We start from the raw sequence: 19,539 nt of genomic DNA, 5'->3' as shown, positions 1-19,539 counted from the left end.
TATCACATCTGTAACAATCGTTATCGAAACGTTGCACACGACAGACTATTTTTGTCATACCAAAATAAATCAACTAATCTGATATGAAGAACAAGTTACTGCTATTCGGGTGTGTCTTTGCCGCCTCGTTCGGGGCATTCGTAGTCGGGCTTAATTTGGGAGGAATTTCCGGAGCGCTCGAATTCATTACCGCCGAGTTCGATCTTTCGGCCATGACCATGGGGCTCGTGACGAGCGCCATTATGATTGGCTGCCTGATAGGAGCATTGCTGGGAGGGCGTTACAGCGATAAATACGGCCGCAAAAACATGCTGGTCATTTCCGCCGTCATATTGACACTGTCGGCCGCCGGATGTGCTCTGGCAAGCAATGCCGCATGGCTGATTGCAGCCCGTTTCCTGGGCGGCTGCGGCATGGGAGTCCTCTCGGCCGTAATACCTATTTATATATCCGAAATATCCCCTGCCAAATGGCGCGGCACGTTCGTTTCGTTTTACCAGTTATTCATCGTTATCGGCATTCTTGCTGCCTATTGCGCCGATTTCGGGATGATTTCGTGGGGAAACAACTGGCGCTGGATGCTCGGATTGCCGTTGTTGTTCGCAGCGGGCAATCTGCTGATGCTGTTGTTTCTGCCCGAAAGTCCGCGTTGGCTGATCAGACAGGGGGAATATGAGGCTGCCCGAAAAGCCATCGCCCGCATGGGGATTTCTTCCGAAGATGCGGCAGTCATGCTTGAAACGCCGAAAGCTTCGCAGAAAGGCGGGCCCAAATTATCCGAATTATTCCGCGGATCGACGGCATACATCGTCCTGCTGGGTTCGTTGCTCGCCGTATTCCAGCAAATCACCGGAATCAACGTTATCATCAATTACGCCCCTGAAATATTGCGGCAGACCGGTATCGGCGGAGATACGGCGCTTATGCAAGCCATCTATGTCGGAATAGTGAACTTTCTGTTCACGATAGTCGCCGTATGGCTGGTGGACCGTCTGGGCCGCAAGAAACTGCTTCTGTGGGGGTGTGCCGGATTGGTCGCATCGCTGGCGTACCTGACCTATGCCTTCGCTCAGCCGCAGCCTGACAGTATCGGGATTCTGATCGCCCTGCTTGTTTACATCGCGTTCTTTGCGGTGTCGCTTTCCCCGCTTATGTTCGTCGTTACAGCCGAAATATATCCCTCGGCCATCCGGGGCACAGCCATGGCGCTTTCAACGGGGATCAGCTGGGCCTGCGCATTTCTGGTCGTGCAGTTCTTTCCCGTCATGTTGGAGAGTTTCGGTGCGGCAATCGTTTTTGCCGGATTCGGACTCCTTTGCTTGGCTGCCTGGCTGTTTATCTGCATCTGGATTCCCGAAACCAAAGGGCGTTCGCTCGAAGAAATTGAAAAACAACTGCTAAAAAAAGAGTAAGATGTATTCCAAACCCCTTGTTATCGGTATCGGCGAATTTCTGTGGGATGTCTTGCCTACTGGCCGCAAAGCCGGAGGAGCCCCCGTGAATTTTGCCTATCACGCCTCGCAGAACGGTGTCGAAGGCTGGGCAGTCAGCGCTGTCGGCAATGACGATGCCGGACGCGATCTGTTGGCGCTCACCGACAGTTATGGCATTCGTACGCTTGTCGCCACAGTGAATAAACCGACCGGAACCGTCGATGTCGCGCTTTGCGACGGCCAGCCTTCCTACACGATTCACGAACATGTCGCATGGGACTATATTCCGCTCACGGAAGAGATGCTGTCTCTGGCGCACCGAGCCGGTGCCATCTGTTTCGGCACGCTGGCACAGCGCTGTGAAGTTTCGCATCGGACCACCTGCGCCATGGTCGAAGCCGTCCCGGCCGAAGCCTATCGCATATACGATATCAACCTGCGTCAGCATTTCTATTCGAAAGAGCTGATCGACCGGTCGCTCCGTATGGCGAACGTGCTGAAAATAAACGATGACGAACTCGTCCGGTTACAGAAGATGTTCGCGCTGCCGGAAGATACGGACGTTGCATGCCGCAAGTTGGCGGAACAATATGCACTTCGTATGGTCGTGCTTACCGGAGGGGATCGTTTTAGTTCCATCTATACAAGCGACCGCACCTCCGTGCTGCCGACTCCTCGGGTGAAGGTCGTCGATACCGTTGGTGCGGGCGATGCCTTCTCGGGAAGCCTGATCGGAGCATTGCTTACAGGCCGGACGATCGAGGAAGCGCACCGGACGGCCGTTGAAACCGCGGCTTATGTCTGCACCTGCGCAGGCGCATGGCCTCCGCCCCGAGAATAACCCGACCTAAAACCCGAATTTACCATGAAACGACTGACTACGATCTTAATGGCGCTCGGCACCATAGGCTGCGGAACGCACGGCAGTCCCTCGGACGCTGCTTCACAGGTGACGATGGCGTCACTGTTGGATGAAATGATTTCATACGACGCAGTGGCCGGTTATCCGGCCGTGGATTACCGTGCGGCTCAGGTCAGCAGCTACGACCGCCGTACCGTTGCCCCTCATGAACCCGGCTGGTTCGCCAACGACGACGGAGCCGGATTCGAACGGCTCGACACGATTCGCGGCCGTGTCGAAAAGGTGCTCTTCGATGAAAAGGGGCCCGGGGCCATAACGCGCATCTGGATGACGACCAACGATAAACGGGGAACGCTGCGATTCTATTTCGACGGAGCGGACACGCCAGAAATCGAGATTCCGGCTTATGACATGGCTCGCTTTCCGGCAACTGTCGGTACGGCCCTTTCGCTGACACATACGCATTATGAAGACGAACTTTCCAAAACCGGCGGCAACACGTTCTTTCTGCCCCTGCCCTATGCCCGATCCTGCCGTATCACACTCGAAGAGCCCGACTACACGGTCAAAATACCCCGATACTATCATATCGGATACAGAACCTACGCCAACGGAACGAATGTTCGGACTTTCTCGTTGAGAGAAGTGCGCAAGTTTGCGGACAGGATTGCGGAAGTGAACCGCAAACTGCTGTCACCCGAAACGTATACCGACGGAACGGAGTGTACCCGGACAGTCACCCCGATGTCGAACGGCACCACGTCGCTGCACCTGCCCGACGGAAACAAGGCGATCCGGTCGTTGACCATAACGCTCTCGGAATTCGATCCGGCAGATCTTGCCGAGATCATGCAGCAGACCTGGCTGCGTATCGATTTCGACGGCACACGCTGTGTGTGGTGTCCTTTGGACTGTTTCTTCGGAGCCGGCACCGGTGCACCGGTTTCATCGAACTGGTACGTCTCATCCGACGGCAAAGGCTCCTTTACGAGTCGTTGGGTGATGCCTTATGCGGAACATGCGGACCTGCGTATCGAAAAAAAGACCGATATTCCCTTTACAGCCGTAATCACGGGCTATGTCGATGATTTCGACCGTACAGCGCAGACACTCTATTTCCATGCGACTTACCACGATGAAACGGGTATTCCGGTCAACAATGATTATAATTCGCCGGACAATCTCGACTGGAATTTTACGACCATAACCGGTCGCGGGGTCTATTGCGGCGATGTGCTGTCGCTTTACAACCACTGTCCCGACTGGTACGGTGAGGGCGACGAAAAGATCTGGATCGACAACGATACGTTCCCGTCGTTCATGGGTACTGGAACGGAAGACTATTACAACTGTTCCTGGGCGCCTGTGGTGCCGTTCGCAACGCCGTTCGGCGGCGCTCCCCGGGCCGATGAAACATCGTCGCACGGACACAATACCTTCGTCCGAACCCGCAATCTGGATGTAATGCCTTTCGGGCAACGGTTGCGTTTCGACCTGGAAATGCTGAGCTGGAATCCCGGTGCGGTCGATTACCGGGCAGCAGCTTTCTGGTACGGGACGGCAGCGTCTGCGGCAACGGAGAAAAATTAACCTAAATACCATCAATTATGAAACAACTCTATTTCATGTTATGCATGGCTCTGATGCTGCTGTCCGGCATGCCGGCATCGGCTCAAAAGAGTTACGGCATTTCCGGAAAGGTGACCGATCAGACCGGAAACGGAATTGCCGGGGCATCGGTCATCGTCAAGGGAACTACGACCGGCACCTCGACCGGCAGCGACGGCAGTTACTCGCTGAACGTAAAGGACGGGAATGCAACGCTCGTGTGTTCCTTTATCGGCATGAAGAGTGCCGAAGCCGCTGTAAATGGCCGGACAGAAGTGAACTTCACACTCGAAGCCGATGCCATCGGCCTCGAAGAAGTGATTGCGATCGGTTACGGCACGATCCGCAAAGAGGAGATCACCAGTTCGATCACCCGAGTGTCATCCGATGAATTTTTACAGGGCAGCGTCAGCAATCCGCTCCAACTGCTTCAGGGAAAAGTCGCAGGTCTGGGCATTTCCAAAACATCGGGCAATCCCAGCGGCGAGCTGAGCATCATGCTGCGCGGCATTTCGACGCTGGCAGCCTCTTCGGCACCGCTCATCGTGATCGACGGTGTGGCAGGCGGGTCCCTCAACGCCATTTCACCGGAGGACATCGAATCCATCGATGTTTTGAAGGATGGTTCGGCAGCGGCCATCTACGGAACGCGCGGAACGAACGGCGTGATTATCATCAATACCAAACGTCCGCAGTCGGGACGCGTATCGTTGGAATACAAAGGTTATGTCACCATCGACCGAATGCTCGACGAGACCTCCGACTATCCGGATGCCGCGGAACTCCGCAGCCTGAAATCCCGGCTTGCAAAAGAGGATTCCCGCTTCGACCTGATCAACGATTTCAAGGGCGACACGGACTGGGTCCGGGAGATTACCCGCACGCCGGTCAGCCAGACGCACTACGTTTCGCTCCAAGGCGGAAATGCCCGGACGAATTACCTCGCCTCGGTAACCTACAACGACAAACAAGGTATCTACAAGGGCTCTTTCGACGAGTCGTTGACCGCCAAACTCAGCATCAACCACGCCATGTTCGACGACCGGCTCAAGATCGCCCTGAATGTCAGTAACAAAATCGTGACACAGGGGATCGTTCCGGACGATCTCTATATGCAGGCGCTCAGCCGGAACCCGACCATCCCGGTCTACAACGCCGACGGCTCCTATTATGAAAACAGCAACGGTGCCAACCCGGTAGGCTTACTGAAAGAGCAGAGCACCGAAAACAAATACGACCAGCTGATGATGTCGGGACGGATTTCGATCGAGCCGGTCAAGGACCTGACGCTCAGTGCTACGGGTATTTACATGGGCGACTTCAACGATTACGCTTACAGCACGACCCAAAAGCATTATTCATCGACGATGGGCAGCACGCAGGGACAGGCCCGACTCTCCGGGGGCCACGGCGAAGACAAAACACTCGAATTGCAGGCCGACTATTCGCGCAAATTCGACCGCCATACGTTGCAGGCAACCGTCGGATACAGTTACAATGACTATATCCACCAATCTTCCGAAATGTATGCCTACGATTTCCCGATCGACGGATTCGGCGCATGGAATATCGGTTCGGCGAATTCGACGCTCGATGGCACCTCGAAGCTGACCAGCTACAAATACCGGGTCAAGCTGATCGGCTTCTACGGCCGTGTGAACTATAATTTCGACAATAAATACCTTTTTATGGCGAGCCTGCGCCATGAGGGAAGCGATAAGTTCGGAAAGAACAACCGTTGGGGTACTTTCCCGGCCGTAAGTGCCGGATGGCGGATCACGCAGGAAAAGTTCATGCGGGATGTACACTGGGTTTCCGATCTCAAATTACGGATCGGATACGGCATAACCGGCACCGCACCCTCGTCTGCCTACCAATATGTACCGCTATACAACTTCAGTACGGCGTACATGGGATATGACGGAGGTAAATGGGTAAACGGCATCGTCCCGACGAACAACGCGAACGATGATCTGAAATGGGAACGGAAGAAGGAACTTAACGTCGGTCTGGATTTCGCTCTTTTCGACAGTCGGTTCCGGGGCAGTGTCGATTTTTACAACCGTCGCACCGACGACCTGCTCTACACCTACACGGTCCCGACACCTCCCAATATCACCAATTCAATCCTGGCCAACGTGGGTTCGATGCGCAACCAGGGTGTCGAGGTGATGCTTTCCGGCGACCTGATCTCCCGCAAAGATATGGCGCTGTCGCTCAGCGGAAATTTCTCGTACAATAAGAACAAGCTGATCTCTCTTTCCAATGACAGGTACACGATGGAATACCTGACGCTCGGGGCGACCGGGGAGCCCATGCAAACCTATACGCACCGGCTTGAAGACGGTTGGGCCGTCGGCAACTTTTACGGATGGCGTGTCGATGGGCTGAAGAACAGCACGACATGGAATGTTGTCGGAGCCGAGAACTCGGACCCGAGCGAAGACAATAAGACCATTATCGGTAACGGTATGCCTAAAATGTTCGCCGCCTTGCAGGCCGATTATCGCTGGAAGGGACTTGACGTATCGGTGTCCTTTCGCGGAGCCTTCGGCTTCGATATTCTGAACGCCTACCGGATGAAGTATGAAACACTCGCCTGGCTGTCGAGTTTCAACGTGCCGAAGTCGGCCTATCAGAAGGTCGGAGAGTATTACAATTTCGCGCCGTCGATCTATTCGGACCGTTATATCGAGCCGGGCGATTATGTCAAACTCGACAATCTGACCATCGGTTACACATTCGATCTTTCGCAGCGCAACAAGGTGATACGCAGCATCCGGGTCTTCTGTACGGGCATGAACCTGCTTACGATCAGCGGCTATTCCGGCCTGGACCCCGAAGTGGCGATCGTCGGCCTCACACCCGGCGTGGACCCGATCAACAAATACCCTAACCTGCGTTCATACATCATCGGTGCATCGTTTAACTTCTAATGATCAAAACCATGAAACGAAAAATAATACGTCTGTCCGGAGCATGCGCACTCCTGCTGGCTTCATGCACGAATCTCGATCCGGATATTTACAGCGATATGACAATCGACAAGATTCTGGACGACAGCGAACAGAGTTCGGCCTACCTGCTGACGCCCATGTACGGGCAGATGCGCTGGTTCAACGAGGACCGCAGCATCTGGGATCTGACCGAACTCGGAACCGATGCCTGGGTCATTCCGACCAATTCGGACGGAGGCTGGTATGACGGCGGTATCTGGCTGCGGCTGGACAATCACGAATGGAAATCGACCGATCCCCATTTCAGCACTTGTTGGAGCCACTTGTGGTATGGCATTACGACCTGCTGCAACCGGGTGCTGCATCAGTTCGAAGAGGCCGGACTGGAGCTCGACGAGCAAACACTGGCTGAAGTTCGTGCCGTGCGTGCATTCTATTATTATTACCTGCTGTCTCTTTTCGGGAATGTGCCGATCATGGAGACCTACGACGTGCCGAAAGATTATATGCCCACGACGCGCGACCGGAAAGAGGTGTATGACTTCGTCGTACGGGAACTGCGCGAGAGCATGGACAAACTGCCCGAAGAGCAGCGGTACAGCCGTTTCAACAAGTGGGCAGCCAAGCATCTGCTGGCAAAGGTGTATCTGAATGCCGAATCGTGGCTCGGCAGTGAATATGCCGCCAAGCGCGACAGTACGCTCATCCTTTGCAACGAGATAATCGGGTCTACGAAATACCAGCTCGACGACAGCTTTTCCAATATTTTCAGTCTGCAAAGCGAAACGTCGCCCGAAATCATTTTCGCAGTGCCGTACGACGAAACGACGGGATCGCCGATTTTTCACTGCATCTATGCCAAAACCCAGCACTGGGCCTGCAAGCCGATCTACAACGCGGGATCGGGCGGTTACAATGGATTGCGCGCCGTGCCTTCGTACGTAAAAGAGACGTTCGATGCCTCCGATCCCGATCATTACAATGACAAACGTTACAGGCAGAGTTACTGCATGGGACAGCAGTACGACTATCTCACCAAGCAGCCGCTCTATTTTACCGACGGTGTGACACCCTTCAATTATGTCAACGAAATCGCCTCGATCGACGCCGCCCGTGAATTCGACGGCTACCGCTTCGGAAAGTACGAGATCAAGATCGGTCAGAAGTGGGAGACCGATCAGGACTGGGTCGTGTTCCGCCTCGGAGAGACCCTGATGATGAAGGCCGAATGTCTGCTTCGCAGCGGAGATGCACAGGGAGCCGCCGACATCGTGAACGAGGTGCGCAGACGCAGTTTCGACCCATCTCTGCCCCAATCCGTGCGCGAACTGACAGCCGAACAGTTGTCCGCCTCGACTGTCGTTGACGGCGTATCCGTGCCTTACGGTGAATTTCTGAAAGAGCTCGGGCGCGAGTTCACGGGCGAAGGGATGCGGCGCGAACAGCTGATCCGATGGGATCTCTATGTAAACGGAAGCTGGACATTCCACACGCCCAAACAGAAGAAATATCTCGAATTGTATCCGATACCCTCTTCCGAACTGCTTTCCAACATTAACCTCCGCCAAAATGATGGATATTCTTATTAAAATAGACAGATGCCCCATATCCGGGATCAGAAGCATGTTGTTCCTGATTGCCGTCCTATTTCTGCTGCCGGATTGCTCGTCGGCATCCGATACGGAGATTCCCGATCCGGAACCGCCGGGACCTGAACCTGTCGAAACTGGGACGCTGCTGCCGGATAACATAACGCTCGTGGCGCGCGTCACCGGACGTTCGGAAAGCGGAGAGACGATTCCCAATCCCAACCGAACGGACGCCCGGTTCAATATCGGACGTACCGATTACAGCAATATGTGGGATGCCGGCAACGGGACGGTCATGTGTGTATTCGGCGATAATTTCGACTACGGAGGCGGTAACTGGAAATCAAACGCCATCGCACTCTCTTCGGATCGTGACTTGACGGACGGACTTTATTATTCGGGGATGCTGATGGACGGCAATGCCGTAAAGGAGATCGTCGTCTCCCGGGCCAAAACCGGGCAGTATCCCGATGGTTCGGAATACGAAGTGACCTGCATTCCTACGGGAGGCATTGCGGTCGGCACCCGTCAGTACCTGAACTACATGAGTGTCCACGACTGGACCCCTACGGGTGATAACGATTATTGGTCGGTGAATTACAGCGAAATCGTTTACTCGGATAATTATGGGGCCGCATGGACCCGTTCGGGCGTCAAATGGAATGCCGACAGCAATTTCACGCAGATCGCCTATCTGAAGGAAAACGGGCTGGTATATATGTACGGCACACATTCGGGACGTTACGGCAACGTCTATCTGGCGCGTGTCAGCGAAACGAAGCTCCTCGACAAATCGGCCTACGAATACTGGACGGGCGGCGGCTGGGAGCGCGACGAACAGGCGGCAGAGCCCGTCGCACGGGGAACGGCGTCTGAAATGACCGTTGCCTACAACAGCCGTTACAAACGGTATATGATGATGTATCTGTCGGTCAATCAGCGGGCCATCGTTTACCGGGACGCCCCCTCTCCCGAAGGAGACTGGTCGGGCGAGAAGATCATCATGTACGAGGATGGCAATGCGCTTTATGCTCCCTACATTCACCCGTGGTTCAACGAAGACGACGAATTGTGGTTTGTCATCTCTCATGCCGTGCCTACATGGAATGTTTTCCTGATGCGTGCCGACCTCGACTGGGATCAGGCGGGGATCAATCTGCTCGCAGAAGGAGGTTTCGAAGAACACCCGACTCAGGCGTTGAGCTACAAGACGATGTGGCATATGAATGCGGCGGCCCTCACTTCGCGCGATGCGCACAGCGGCAAGATCGCCTGCCGTTTCTCGAATACGAATTCCGGCGAGTGGCAGGACGTATGCACTCAGACGGTTTCCTTGCAGCAGAACGCCGATTACACGGTCGAGTGCTGGGTAAAATCCGAAGAGGCGCTTCCCGAGGGTGCCTACGTCGGGGTCCGCTTGCCCGACGGCACGATCCACGACATAACAGGCACAGCCCGGGCCGGCGAATGGACACGCTTCGGTTGTGAATTCAATGCCGGTCAGGCTGTAAGTGCCGATGTCTTTTTCGGAGTTTGGGGCGCTCCCGGAATGACGCTCACCGTAGACGATATTTGTCTGAAACCCGTAAAAACAGAATAACCTACAACCAAAAAACAAAAAACCATGAAAAACCGTTATTTCGCAATGTTACTTTTGCTGTCCGCTGCATGCGCCGCCGGATGCACCGACGATAAAGAGGAGGGCGGCAGCGACATCAAACTCAATCCCGATCCGACGCAGCTTTCGAACATCACCCTGATGAAAGCCACGTTCGCGGCGGACGAGTTCAATATGATTTCCGAACCCGGCTTCGAGCTTTTCCCCGATGAAGCGATCGACTACCGTTCGCTCTGGTATTTCGAAGGAGCGTACAAGGAGCCTTCGCTGGTGTCGAAGCACACGCAGGCACACAACGGTCAGGTCGCCCTGAAACTCGAAAATCCCAACGACGGCAACTGGTGCGATGCCTGCCTGCAATCGATCGCACTCAAAAAGGGAAAGGATTACACCTTCTCCTGCTTCGGACAGGCTTCGTGGACCGGAATGAATGCCTTTACGGGCGTCCGGCTGGAAGGCGGCCCGATTTACGACGGACAGGCAGGCGATTGGAATCCCGATGTATGGACCGAATTCACCAAGGAGTTCAATTCCGGCGACTATACGCAGGGCAATGTGTTTTGCGGAGCGTGGGGCTATCCCGGAGTATGGGTCGCACTGGACGATTTCAGACTCGTTCCGACCGGCACCACCCAGACCTCGACCAAATTGGACGCCTGCCTGGCAACGGGAACCGTTTCGAACGCTTCGTTTACGGATATTTCGTTTGCAGGTAAAGCCGTCATCTGGGCCGGACCGAACAATACGGTTTCCATGGCGCTGGCCGATGTTTCGGCCGGAGGCAAGCATTATGCAAACGCATTCGCATTGTCGAACGACATGAATCCCGATGATGGATTCTATATCGCACAGGTTTCGCCCGGCAGCGACGGTATCGTTCCCATTCTCGAACCGTCGGGAGACGGTGAAACCGCCTGTGTTCCGACGGCCGGTGTGACCGTCAACGGCAAACAGTATATCCATTATTATTCGTTCAAGTCGCTCGATCCCGAAGACAGCGACGCATGGACGGCAAACTTTTCCGGGTTGTTGTCATCGGCAGACGGCGGTAAAAGCTGGACCCGTGAGATCCGCGGACGTTGGAGCGGAGCCGGGCATTTTGTGCAGGCGGCATTCTATTTGAGCGACAAGTATCTTTACATGTTCGGTTCGGACGCAGGCCGTTCCACGCCCAAGATATACGTCGCGCGCATCAAAAGCGACGGTGATATTGCAACTGCAGCCAACTGGACCTATTGGGACGGCACCGACTGGGTGACGGGAGATCCCGAATCGGCGGCGGCGATCACCTATGGCAATGCATCCGAAATGTGTGTAGCCTATAATGCGGCTCACAAACGCTATATTATGATTTACCGTTCAGGGACAACGGGCGGTCTGGTCTACCGCGATGCCGGTTCTCCCGAAGGCGACTGGTCGGGTGAAAAACTGCTGGCGCTCGACAATGCCAATCAGGGCGGCTGGTTCTCGCCATCCGTTTATCCCTACTCGTCGGGCGACAATATGTATTTTATCGTTTCGCAACTGTAACTCCCTCTGACATCCGACGGAACCTGGCCGTGTCATGCACGGCCGGGCATCCGTTTTTAAGATCCGACTTTATGCACAAGATCATTTTACCGCTGATAAGTTGTATTCTGTTCGCCTGCTCGCCGCACGGCGGGGAAAACCTGCTCGCCGACGGCGGATTCGAAGAGTCTGCGAAGACGTGGGACATCGGTAAGTCCGAATTGACATCCGAGGCACATGCGGGAGAGTTTGCCTGCGCCCTGTATGTCGAAACACCCCGTTATATACCCGTCTGGTCCGACATCTGCATACAGAAAATAATAGTGATGCCCGGAAAGGAATACCGGCTTTCCGCATTCGCCCGCATGTCCCTGCCCCCATTGACGAACGGCGTGTATATCGGTGTACGCCGGCCCGACGGCAGTGTTTTGAAAGACAGGCTGTTCCTGCTGTCCGGCAGAGATTGGACCCGAATGGCGCTGGATTTCGATTCCGACAAGGAGCAGGAACTCACTGTTTTCTGCGGTGTCTGGACAGACCGGAATTCAACCTATTTAGTCGATGATTTCAGCCTGAATATGATAAAATAATTATAAATTCGCGTATTATGCCGCATTGCACAATCCGTCTGTTTTTACTGCTTGCCATATGTATGATGACGAACGGCTGCCGTCGTGAATCGATCTCGGAGCCCAAGCGTCATTATGTGATCGGATTCTCCCAATGTACCAACGACCTATGGCGTCAGATCATGATGATTCAGATGCAAGCCGAAGCGGCCAAATATCCGGAATTGAGCATTGTGGTCAGCAATGCGCATAACAATACACAGTTACAGATCGATCAGATCCGGGAATTCATCGAGGCAAAGGTCGACCTGCTCATCATCTCGCCGAACGAATCGGAGCCGGTGACACCGATCGCCGTCGAAGCTTTCGACATGGGAATTCCGACAATCATTTGGGATCGCAAAATACATTCGGACCATTACACGACCTGCATCAGTGCGGATAATTACGATATCGGCCGTGATGTGGGACGCTACATCAACACCATATTATCCGAAGGGTCTACGATTCTCGAAATTACCGGATTGATGAGCTCTTCACCCGCTGTGGAACGGCATAAGGGATTCCTTGCCGAAGCGAGTGAAAGCTATTCGGTGCATACCATTCCCGGCGACTGGAAACCCGATGTGGCAAAAGAGCGCGTGGCGGCGATCGGCCACTATGACGATATCGATCTGGTTTTTGCGCACAACGACGATATGGCGCTGGCGGCCTACGATGCGATCAATGAAGCCGATTCGCTCAGTGCGCAGCGGATAAAATTCATCGGAATAGATGCGCTCGTCGGAGTAGATGCGGTTCTCGACGGCAGACTGCAAGCCTCATTCCTCTATCCCACGGGAGGAGACAAGGTCATGGCGATCGCCCGGCGTATCCTTCTTGGCAAACGGGTAGAGAAGAGCTACCAACTGCAATCGGCACTCGTCGATTCTCACAATGCCTACACGCTCAAGGCGCAGCAGGAACAGATAGTCAGTTATCAGGAACAGATCAACAAACAGAAAACGGTCCTTGAACAATATGACCGGAGCGTTGACAATCTGAAATATTCATTGTGGGCCGTCATAATTATCGCCCTTATTGCGGGAGGAATGGGTATCTATGCCATCCGATTGAATCTGCGTCTCCGACGCCGCAACGAAATTCTGACCGCAAAAAACACAGAAATCGAAATTGCCACCCGTGAGTTGATGGACAAACATGCCCAGATAGAGAATGTAACGGCTCACAAATTACAGTTCTTTACGAACATTACCCACGAAATCCGCACTCCGCTGACGTTGATCCTCAATCCGCTCGACAGCATCGTCAAACGGGAAAAGGACCCCGAAATTCAACGTAATATCTGGACGATTCAGCGTAACGCGCGCCACCTGCTGAATGTCGTGAATCAGATTCTCGATTTCCGAAAGATCGAAAATAATAAAATGATGCTTACGCTGAAACAAGTGGATATCGTGCAGTTTACGCAAGAGATACTCAGTTATTTCGAGACTTATGCCGAAACGGAAAAGATCGTCTATAAATTCCGTACGGACACGCCGCATCAGCAGTTGTGGATCGATACCGATAAAATCGAACAGGTGTTGCTCAACCTGCTTTCCAATGCTTTCAAATATTCGCCCAAATACGGTACGATCCTGGTGTCGGTGACAGACAACGGTCCGAGTGTGCTGATCGAAGTCGAGGATAACGGGAAAGGTATAGACAAAGAGAGCCTTCCCCGGATTTTCGATCGTTTTTATGCGCTCAAAAACACGTCGAATTACAGTACGGGGATCGGATTGCACCTGACTCGGGAATATGTCGAGCTGCATCATGGACACATAACGGCGGACAGTCTTCCGGGGGCCTATACCGTTTTCCGGGTCGAATTGTTCAAGGGAAAATCGCACTTCGGAGAAAATGCCGCTTTCGACGAAACTCTTCCGACGAATTATCTTGCGGACGAGGTGATCGACGACAATAAGGTCGATGCGCTATTAGCCAAGAAATACGACGAAACGATCGTCATTGCCGAAGATGATCCCGAGATACTCGCCTATCTTAAGGACGAACTTTCAACGAACTTCCGCGTTATTGCCGTCAATAACGGTTACGATGCCGTCAAAGCCGTGATGGATAATGAAGTGTCGCTGATTCTGAGCGATGTGCTGATGCCCGCGCTCAACGGATTCCAGTTGTGCAGCAACATAAAATCGAATATAGCGACCTGTCATATTCCGATCGTGCTGCTTACGGCTCTTTCGGATGACAACCAACGGATTTACGGAATTGCAGAAGGAGCCGATGAATATATTCACAAGCCGTTCAATATGCAGTATGTCCGTCTGAAAATTATCCGGATCATCGAAGAGCGGAGGCGCCTTGCCGATACGTTCGCCCAAAAATTCGGCCGTCTGACGAGGCACGAAGCCGCAAACCTCCCTTGCGTGGACGATGTGTTCCGGGATAAGCTCTTCAATCTGATCGAGGCGCAGCATAGCGACAGCAATTTCAAAATCGAACTGATGAGCGATATGTTAGGCATGTCGAGAATATTGCTTTATCGGAAAATCACAAGTATTTTCGGAATGTCCCCGTCGGATTTACTGCGCAATTTCCGGTTGCAGAAGGCTGTTCAACTGTTAACAGATCAACGGCGCAATGTAAGCGAAGTCGCATATACAGTAGGATTCTCGTCCCCCGCTTATTTTGCAAAATGCTTCAAAAGCGTTTACAATATGACCCCGACGGAATATATGTATCGAACGCAGAAATAGAGATATAGCCTTAATTACAAAACACTTGAGTCAGACCCTATCTCTGGGAAGGCTCGAAATGTCAATCGCTGGATATTTACAAAAACATCCGTTTTCAATTCCAATCCAATCCAAAAACTACCGCTTATAGTCAAGCCCTTCTATGACGAATCGACGATCCGGCTCCGTCCGGAAAGTATCCGTATAGGGCGAATAACTCCTCACCACCACCCTCCCGTTTTTCGCATCTATGCCCAAAATACGCAGAAAACCGTTACCTCCATTCACCGAACCAACGGTCCCGGCCTGATAATTAGCCATCATCTGACAAACTCGGTTTCCATGTACGCCCTCACTTATCAGACATCCGGTCCCATCGTTCAGCACATGGCCGCTGAACACAAAAACGATGTTCGAATACAGACCTATCAACTTGTCCCACATCTGCTCACCGTTATTGACCGAACCCGAGGATTTGTCTTTTCCAATACCATAACTCTCCGGCAGCCATTTGTCCCCAGGCCCCATGCGAGTATCGTCCGAATAGAGGTAAGCATGTGTGTTAATAATGACTTTATGCCGAGAGTGTGCGTCAATGACGGCTCCGGCCCATGCCAATACGCTGTCTCGAGGGCCAAATTCGAGTGACAATACGAGCCACTTCACACCTCCCGTCCGAAACGTATACCATACGTTCTCCATTTTCCCAAATTCGAAAGCCCCTCCGAAATTTTGGGTCCGGGCATATTTGTCATAAGGAAAATAACGGTTGAAAAGTTCAGAATCCCGATTCCTCGTACGTCCTTTCAATCCCAGATCGTGATTCCCGACAGCCATGACATAAGGCACTTTACCGTCGAGGCGGCTCATTGCCTCAACCGCCACCTTCCATTGGCTTTCAGCATTACGGTTCGTAATATCGCCCTGTTGAAGCACGAAAGCGATGCTGTCGCACTGGGCCGCAATCCATTCCGTCTGAGAATTGAAAATGTCAGGATGGGTTTCCGCATAATTTTGCGTATCAGGCATAAGAACAATTCGGACAGGCTTTTGTACCGCACACGACATCTCCAACACCGCCAGACACAGAAACAGAATTTTGATTACCGATTTCATGACAACATTTTACTTAACATTTCAGAATCAGGTTCAAACCTCTTAAAAACTGATAGTACGAGGGACCGGATTATTTCGGTCCCTCGTACTATCAGTTATCATTACAAGGCAAAGTAGGTTCGGGGCCCCGACTCCTTGCTGCCGGCATAACTATAAGGCATCAATACAACCCCGGTATTCCCGACCGTGAAATGCGGAACCCCGTCCGATATCCTCTTTTCAAATCGGGCAAGCAGAGCTTTGCGCGCTTCGGGCGTATCCAACGCCATGCCGGCGAAAGGTTCGGGATTTTCATCAGCAGTAATCCGCTGCGCCAACGCCAGCGGGCCGTAGCTGAACGCAACCCATTTCTTTCCGTCAACACCCGTTTGAATATCGGCCCGAAGCCGGTAATCGAGCACGATGCGCATCCGGTCGCCCGGTTTCCACGTTCTCTTGACCGTGACATAACCCCGCTTGTTGGTGGTACATTTCACCTCTGCACCGTTTACCTCCACGCGTTTCAGCTGCGTGTTGACCGGCACCCGGAACTCAATGGCGTACTCCTTGTATATATGGGGCTGGCGAGCAATATTCACCGCAACGTTTACCTCGTCGCCCAACGGATAATTGCCGGAAATGATCAACTGCCCGCCGCCGAATTTGGTATTGACCGTCACAACGGCCGGAGTCAGCATATTGAGGGACAAACAATTATCAATCTCGCCTGCAATATGGTCCGCCATAAGCTCCATCGCCCGCGGGGCACTCGAATTACAGCAGTGAATCTTATTCACATAAGGCGGACGGCTTTGGTTGGGCGCGGTATAGTAACAACCGTCCACGCCGTCCGTATGCTGGTGTCCGAACAGATCATTGAAAGTACACCTTTCGGCTTCGTCCATGAACTTGCTCATACCTGTCAGGTCGAAAAGCTGCAAGCAGAGCTGAATCCAGGTCGCATTACTACAATTTTCCACCACGATCTGCCGGGGGTCGAATGCCGTCTCATAAGCGAAACACTCCTTATTGCCGTTATACTCCGCAGCCCGGCTCCATACACCGCCCGTCGTAAGCAGATGGTGTTTGCGCACGCTCCCCCACGCCGCCTGCACGGCTTTGAGATACCGAGCATCGCCCGTCACCTGATACAACCGGAAATATCCCAGCAGATTCGACAGCAATTGGTAGGCTTTGCCATCGCCCGGTTTCACCACATCGGCCCCGGGCGTGAGCATCTCGCCCAGCAGATGCAGGTCCGCATTGGCTTCGCTCACGGAGACGATATGTTCGGCAAAATCAAGGTAGCGCCGTTCCCCTGTCCGCTCGTAAAGCATCACAATGGATTCGAGCAGCGTCGTGGAAGACATACCGGCCCGTGTGCCGTTTTTGGTCAGATCGTTTCTTCCTTCTCCGAACGTAGCAATCAGCAGGTCGCCCATCCGGCGACAGGCATCCAGCACCCGCTCATCGGGGAAGAACGATTCGTAGGTCAGCAGTCCATAAAGATTATAGCGGTGCGTCCAGACATCCCACATGTACTTCGTTCCGTCGCCGGGTTTGGCCATGAAGGTCGAAGCGGCATCATAGGTTCCCATGTAACCGTCCGGCAGCTGTGTGGCGATCAGACGCTCCACGACGCTGTCCAACGCCGCTTTAAGCTTTTTGTCACCGGTATGATGATATGCAAGAGTCGCCGCATGGAGCCACTTGCCGACATGTTCACCCTGCCACGGATGTTTGCCGGGACGCGACTCGAAACCTTTGAGGATGAAATCCTCTCCGGCTACATACCACAAACGATGGTTACGCCACAGGTCCACCCGTTCGCCGAACAGGCCGCCGTCGTACTGCGTAAACATCGGCCACCAGCGGTCGGGACAGACTTCGGCTTCGCGTTTGGCTGCAATGCGGGCATCAAAATTCGGGTTTTCGGGCATCATACGTGCCCCGACCGATTCGCGCCACTCATGGAGCATACGTTTCAGCTCTTCAACCTTTTCGGGCATCCGAGCGGCGAGGTCGTGCTTCTCGCTGATGTCCTTCGACAGGTCGTAGAGTTGCACGGTGCCGTTCTCATAATATTCGATCAGTTTGTAGTCCCCGTAACGGACCGCGCCGCCGGGACTCTGCAAACCGTGATTGCTGTAATGTGGGAAATGCCAGAAAATGGGACGGTCCTTCATCTTTTTCTTCCGGAGCAGCGGCGAGATATCCACACCCTCGGCTCTGTTGCCGCGGGGAAGCGGCGTTCCCGTCAGGCTGAGAAGCGTCGGATAGAAATCGACGCTGACCACCGGTTCGTCGCAATCGCCGGACTTCGATCCGGGAGCCTTCACAACCATCGGCACGCGCAGACCGCCCTCATACATCCACCCCTTGCCACCGCGCAGTGGAAGCATCGAACTGGAATAGGCCATATCGAGCTGCTCGGGCAGGATGACGCGGTTGGGACCGCCGTAATTGGCGGCCGACATGCCGCCGTTGTCGGCGAAAAAGACGATCACCGTATTTTCATAGAGCCCCAGTTCTTTGAGTTTGGCGACAATACGCCCCATACTTTCGTCCATGCTCTCGACCATCGCCGCAAACTCCACATTGTCCTGAATCTGCTTGATCTTCACCCGGCGGTGCGGCAAAGCCTTGTGAGGAGCATAAGCCGGATCGTCCAGACAGCGCAGCAGCTCTTCAGCCGAAGCAGGATCGGGATCATCGGGGTTTCCTTCCAGAATAAAGGGCGGCAGCTCCGACGGCGGCATCGAGCGCAGTTTCTTCCGATATTTCTCCACCAGGTCCGCCCGGCCCTGAATCGGATCGTGTACGGCGAAATGAGACATGAAAAGAAAAAACGGCTCGTTCCTGTTCTTCTCGATATAACGAAGCGCCTCGTCCGTAAGACGATCGGTGAGATATTCACCCTTTTCACCGTCGAAGCCGTTCATACCAAACGGAGCCATATAGCCGCGGGCGGGCCATCCCTTCAAGTAACCGTGCGGAATGTGCATGTCGAAACCGTGCTCCTCGGGTGTGGAGCCCGTTTCGCCCAGATGCCACTTGCCGATGATGGCCGTATGATAGCCGTTATCGTGCAGTGTCTCGGCGATGGTCGGCACTCCGGCGGGAAGATCCTGATTGACCTCCACGTTGCGTAACTGCTGGAAAGGAAACTCCCGACGGCCGGGCAGCCAATCGGTCATATTGATAGTGGCCGGATAACACCCCGTCAGGATGCTCGCACGAGCCGGTGAGGAGACGTGGCAGGTCGTATAGGCATTGGTGAAGCGCACACCGTCACGTCCCAGCGCGTCGATGTTGGGTGTTTCGTAGAAGCGGCTGCCGAATGAGGCGATGTCGCTCCAGCCGAGGTCGTCCACCAGGAAGAAGATTACATTGGGTCGCTGCGGAGCGGCCGCCGCACGACCGGAATCCTCGGAGGCTCCCTGCGCCCCGGCGGCGGAAGCACTTCCTGCCACGGAGATCATTGCAGCGTTGAATAACAGCGCCCGGTTTACATAATTCTGAATTTTCATCGGTTTATCAGTTTATTATCGGTTCGGT

The 19,539-nt window shown here is 53.7% G+C and carries 11 protein-coding genes; 9 read left to right on the top strand and 2 right to left on the bottom strand.

Translation table 11 applies throughout. The features are described 5' to 3' along the window. Positions 1-83 precede the first annotated feature (83 nt). The 9 genes from NQ519_RS12410 to NQ519_RS12370 all read left to right on the top strand — a co-directional run bounded on the left by NQ519_RS12410 (position 84) and on the right by NQ519_RS12370 (position 14,907). Positions 84-1,412, top strand: a complete 1,329-nt coding sequence (locus NQ519_RS12410; RefSeq protein WP_026076545.1) for a sugar porter family MFS transporter — start codon at positions 84-86, stop codon at positions 1,410-1,412. Between the two features lies 1 nt (position 1,413). Then, on the top strand, positions 1,414-2,274 hold the full coding sequence (locus NQ519_RS12405) for a carbohydrate kinase family protein (RefSeq protein WP_019150836.1): 861 nt from the start codon (positions 1,414-1,416) through the stop codon (positions 2,272-2,274). 24 nt (positions 2,275-2,298) lie between these two features. After that, positions 2,299-3,885, top strand: coding sequence for a glycoside hydrolase family 172 protein (locus tag NQ519_RS12400; protein WP_052308431.1), 1,587 nt, complete (start codon positions 2,299-2,301; stop codon positions 3,883-3,885). A 17-nt stretch (positions 3,886-3,902) separates the two neighbouring features. After that, on the top strand, positions 3,903-6,839 hold the full coding sequence (locus NQ519_RS12395; RefSeq protein ID WP_026076546.1) for a SusC/RagA family TonB-linked outer membrane protein: 2,937 nt from the start codon (positions 3,903-3,905) through the stop codon (positions 6,837-6,839). Between the two features lie 11 nt (positions 6,840-6,850). Next, positions 6,851-8,449: a RagB/SusD family nutrient uptake outer membrane protein gene (locus NQ519_RS12390; protein WP_227901105.1), complete on the top strand. Its 1,599-nt coding sequence runs from the start codon at positions 6,851-6,853 to the stop codon at positions 8,447-8,449. 34 nt (positions 8,450-8,483) lie between these two features. Further along, a complete protein-coding gene (locus NQ519_RS12385) occupies positions 8,484-10,049 on the top strand; it encodes a DUF4185 domain-containing protein (RefSeq protein WP_019150840.1) in 1,566 nt (521 codons plus the stop codon). Positions 10,050-10,094: 45 nt separating this feature from the next. Further along, entirely contained in the window at positions 10,095-11,597 is a 1,503-nt protein-coding gene (locus NQ519_RS12380; RefSeq protein WP_161603983.1) for a DUF4185 domain-containing protein, read from the top strand. 71 nt (positions 11,598-11,668) lie between these two features. Continuing rightward, positions 11,669-12,166, top strand: coding sequence for a carbohydrate binding domain-containing protein (locus NQ519_RS12375; protein WP_019150841.1), 498 nt, complete (start codon positions 11,669-11,671; stop codon positions 12,164-12,166). A gap of 62 nt (positions 12,167-12,228) precedes the next feature. Continuing rightward, entirely contained in the window at positions 12,229-14,907 is a 2,679-nt protein-coding gene (locus tag NQ519_RS12370) for a hybrid sensor histidine kinase/response regulator transcription factor (RefSeq protein ID WP_019150842.1), read from the top strand. 117 nt (positions 14,908-15,024) lie between these two features. Here NQ519_RS12370 and NQ519_RS12365 read toward each other — a convergent pair whose 3' ends face one another. Beyond that, on the bottom strand, positions 15,025-16,002 hold the full coding sequence (locus tag NQ519_RS12365; RefSeq protein ID WP_019150843.1) for a metallophosphoesterase: 978 nt from the start codon (positions 16,000-16,002) through the stop codon (positions 15,025-15,027). A gap of 101 nt (positions 16,003-16,103) precedes the next feature. Further along, a complete protein-coding gene (locus NQ519_RS12360) occupies positions 16,104-19,511 on the bottom strand; it encodes a sulfatase-like hydrolase/transferase (protein ID WP_147513183.1) in 3,408 nt (1,135 codons plus the stop codon). Positions 19,512-19,539: the final 28 nt, after the last annotated feature.

Source organism: Alistipes senegalensis JC50, assembly GCF_025145645.1.
Classification (GTDB): Bacteria; Bacteroidota; Bacteroidia; order Bacteroidales; family Rikenellaceae; genus Alistipes; species Alistipes senegalensis.
Note: the sequence above shows the minus strand (reverse complement) of the source record. Positions and strands in the feature narration are given on the sequence as shown.